Below are 3310 nucleotides of genomic sequence, written 5' to 3' on the forward strand. Positions count from 1 at the left end.
AAATCTAGTTCAAAACCGTTCCCGTTTGATGGATGCGGCCGAAGGTGGTAAAATGGCCGCCTTAATGAAATTTGATCGCACCAGTCTAGAGACAGTGATTAATCAGACGGAAAATGTAGTTATTGCTAATGATAATAGTGCTGAACAAGTGGTAATTTCTGGGACTCCTGAAGCGGTGGATTTGGTATTAGGTCAAGTGAAAGTTAAGCGGGTTATGCAGTTAAAAGTATCTGGCGCTTTTCACTCTCCCTTGATGGAAAATGCTGCCATTCAATTTCAGCAAATTTTAGAATTAGTTAATTTTCGGGCTGCAAAAGTTCCTGTGATTTCTAATGTCGATCCGAGCAATCCTACCCAGGACGGGGAAGAATTAAAAAAATATCTGATCTGGCAGATGACTAGCTCGGTTCGCTGGCGAGAAATTATGTTGAAATTGCCAGATGTGGGTGCGGAAAAAGCGATCGAAGTGGGTCCGGGTAAAGTTTTAACTGGTTTAATTAAACGAACTGTTCCTGCAATTGAGTTAGAAAATATCAGTCAATTAGCCGATATATCCAAGGGTAGCGACGATGTTATATTCCGGGGTTCATTAATTGGTGTTGGTTAAATTATCTAGCAACATTTTCGACAAAGGAAGTAAATTGATGGATACCTAGCCAAAAATTTGGTTAGGTATTTTTTTAGGAAACTATCATAGGGTTTGCGGCAAAAACTTTTTCAGCAGACCCTAGTTATTCTCCCATCTCCCCCCCGCAACGCGCACGAAGTGGTCTCCCCACTCCCCACGGTTATAGAAACCTCGGCAGAAAAGTCTCTACAACCAGGTTTTTCTAGGAATATAGCGTTTCCCAATCTCATGAGGTACACCAAAATCTTAACTCCTGACTCCTGACTCCTGACTCCTGACTCCTGACTCCTGACTCCTCAAAACCTAAGACTCTGTACCTCACAACTATGGAAATTGCTATATTAGGAAAGGAGATTACCGCGACTACCGTTAGGAAGAATAGTTTCTTCGAGGGAAGCAGAAAGAAGATTATTTTCGGTTAAAATCGCGCCAATTAAGTTAGCTTGTTTGAGATTAGCTCGTTTAAGATTGCTTCCCACTAAATAACTCAAGAGTAATCCCGCTTGGTGTAGATTAGCACCGGAAAGGTTAGCGGAGGCTAAATTAGCGCCGAGCAGATTACAACCGGTTAAGTTAGCTTGGCGAAAATTGGCTTTATTAGCGTCAGTTTTGCTTAAATCGGCTCCAGTTAAGTTAGCTCCCTCAAAATCGCTACAATTGAGGTTAGCTCCCGTCAGATTAGCACCTTCGAGGTTAGCATAACGTAAATCCGCCCCCCGTAAATCCGCCCCGCGCAAATCGGCATAGCTGAGGTCGGCGTATTGAAGATGGCAGTTTTCCAGATTAGCTTGATAGAGATAGGCTCGAATTAGGTTAGCCTCTTTTAAGTTAGCATGGCTAAGATTAGCAGAGCTAAGAATAGCACGAGTGAGAATAGCCCGTTTTAGGTTAGCTTTCCCCGCCATGGCATGGGTTAAAGTGGCTGAGGTGAGATTAGCCGCTTCGAGATTCGCTTTCAACAGTTGAGCAAAAAGTAAGCTACTGTGAATTAAACAGGCAGAACTTAAATCAGCCTTTTTGAGAATGGTATTACTCAAAATTGCGCCGCTTAGTTGACTTTGGCGCAAATTTGCCCCGGAAAGGTCGGCTTTAGTCAGGTTAGCATCGATAAGACAAGCTTTGCTTAAATTAACTTCTTCGAGGGAAGCGTCCTTGAAATTAGCGTTAATTAAACAAGCTTCGGCTAAATTGGCTCGTTTTAAGTAACTATGACTTAGGTTAATCTGGTTTAAACACTGTCTCTTTAAATTGACTCCGCTAAGTCTGACTTCCGCAAAGTTGCGTTCACCTCGATTATACAGTTCGATTAGATGTTCACGATCGGTTAAGGCATTACTACTCATAAAATAACTAAATTGTTCTGGAAGGTGATTTCCAGAGAATGGGTTGGGGAAAATTACTGAACAGGGAGCGACTGGGAATTTTTGCGAATAAATAGAAATTTTCAACCAATTACGGGCTTAAAATCCCTATTGGCAATCACTAAAACGGGTAAATAACTACAAGAATCGGGGTTCAATACCAAAAACAACCTCTACCTAAACCTGCCACTTGTTGCCAGCCAGGTCTAGGCATTAAATTAGAGAAGTCTTGTGCGTCAGTTTTTCTGACTGAATCTACTGCCTCGCCGATGTCTTGACTCGGTATCATACAGTTGAATTTGTTAGGTCTGCTTAGTCAGTCCGGTAGCCAAGAGGCTAAAACTCTTAATCACCAGATTTCGGGGACTCTCCAGTTGAGCAATCATAAAACTTCGTCAAAGTCAATCCCTCTTAGGGATGAACTGCCCGATCCTATTCCCTGAAGCCTTGGTTTAATGAGTCTATCAGGTTGTGGTCTGTTTTGGCAAGAGGGGTTAATGGCTTTTTCATCAATTCGCCAAAAGGCTTGATTTTCCCTAGGGGATAATTGTATAGACTGGTCATCTCAATATTGTCTGAGACTGGGGGCAGATTGAGGAGATAAATATCGGTCAATTGATTTTTTAAAGATGGGATTAGAGCTGCTGTGGAAGTCAACTAAATTGTCGATGGTAAACGGAAAAGGTCGAATTATAGTAATCATAGCAATTATCGTCGATTGGGTTGACCCAAGGAAACCCAACAAAAAGATTCAGACAGATTTAGATTTTGGCTGTTGGGTTGCGCTTTTCCCTGAGAATTGAGAGGTTTTCTTTAACATATTTATTCCCTCAAACCAAGCTAGGGACTGCACCTAGTTTTTTACACACAATTCCTGATGGTTTAAAATAGCTTCTGATACCTGAATGAGTAGAAAAGCGATCGCATCTTGATGATCCGCGTCGGTTAAAATGGTTTCGAGGGTGCTAGGGGTGGGAATTTCGTCCCCATCTGCCAACATAAAGGAAATATGACCTTTTAAGGCTTCAGTTGCCATTTTTTTCGCTTCTTCGATGGTTTCTCCTGCACTAATACAACCGGGAAAGTCATAAAATTGTACCCCATAATCACTATGGTTATCTTTATGAACGGTGGCCAAATAATTAATCATTGATTTCTCCTTTATCGTAATTTAATACCTGCTTGTTTTTCGATACTGATTAGGGTTTTAAGGGGAATATCCTTTTTAGGGTGAGGAACAGTCACTTTCCCTTTTTTATGGGGATGTTTAAAATGATGATGACTTCCTGTTGTACCTACTTGATACCATCCCTCATCCTTC

Annotated in this window: 5 protein-coding genes; 1 reads left to right on the forward strand and 4 read right to left on the reverse strand. The window is 41.5% G+C overall.

The window, feature by feature from the left end:
* The coding region (locus PX484_RS15570) for an ACP S-malonyltransferase (RefSeq protein WP_288104610.1) at positions 1-607 on the forward strand (607 nt) is incomplete at its 5' end.
* A 362-nt stretch (positions 608-969) separates the two neighbouring features.
* On the opposite strand, the gene PX484_RS15575 is transcribed toward PX484_RS15570, so the two are convergent.
* The 4 genes from PX484_RS15575 to PX484_RS15590 form a co-directional block, all read right to left on the reverse strand.
* Positions 970-1971 carry a pentapeptide repeat-containing protein gene (locus PX484_RS15575; protein WP_288104612.1) on the reverse strand — a complete coding sequence of 334 codons (1002 nt, stop codon included), beginning with the start codon at positions 1969-1971 and terminating at the stop codon, positions 970-972.
* Positions 1972-2143: 172 nt separating this feature from the next.
* On the reverse strand, positions 2144-2278 hold the full coding sequence (locus PX484_RS15580) for a hypothetical protein (RefSeq protein WP_255420522.1): 135 nt from the start codon (positions 2276-2278) through the stop codon (positions 2144-2146).
* Between the two features lie 564 nt (positions 2279-2842).
* Positions 2843-3139 (reverse strand): type II toxin-antitoxin system HicB family antitoxin, encoded by a 297-nt coding sequence (locus tag PX484_RS15585; protein WP_287767238.1) that lies wholly within the window; start codon positions 3137-3139, stop codon positions 2843-2845.
* Positions 3140-3150: 11 nt separating this feature from the next.
* Positions 3151-3310, reverse strand: a 160-nt coding sequence (locus tag PX484_RS15590) for a type II toxin-antitoxin system HicA family toxin (RefSeq protein ID WP_288104615.1), incomplete at its 5' end; no start/stop codon positions are given.

The sequence above is a fragment of the Microcystis sp. M49636_WE2 genome (assembly GCF_030065375.1).
Lineage (GTDB): Bacteria > Cyanobacteriota > Cyanobacteriia > Cyanobacteriales > Microcystaceae > Microcystis > Microcystis aeruginosa_C.

Bases quoted from the DNA above. Each gene is read 5' to 3' on its own strand.
- PX484_RS15580 (WP_255420522.1), bottom strand. From the start codon at position 2,278: ATGATACCGAGTCAAGACATCGGCGAGGCAGTAGATTCAGTCAGAAAA.
- PX484_RS15585 (WP_287767238.1), bottom strand. From the start codon at position 3,139: ATGATTAATTATTTGGCCACCGTTCATAAAGATAACCATAGTGATTAT.
- PX484_RS15575 (WP_288104612.1), bottom strand. From the start codon at position 1,971: ATGAGTAGTAATGCCTTAACCGATCGTGAACATCTAATCGAACTGTAT.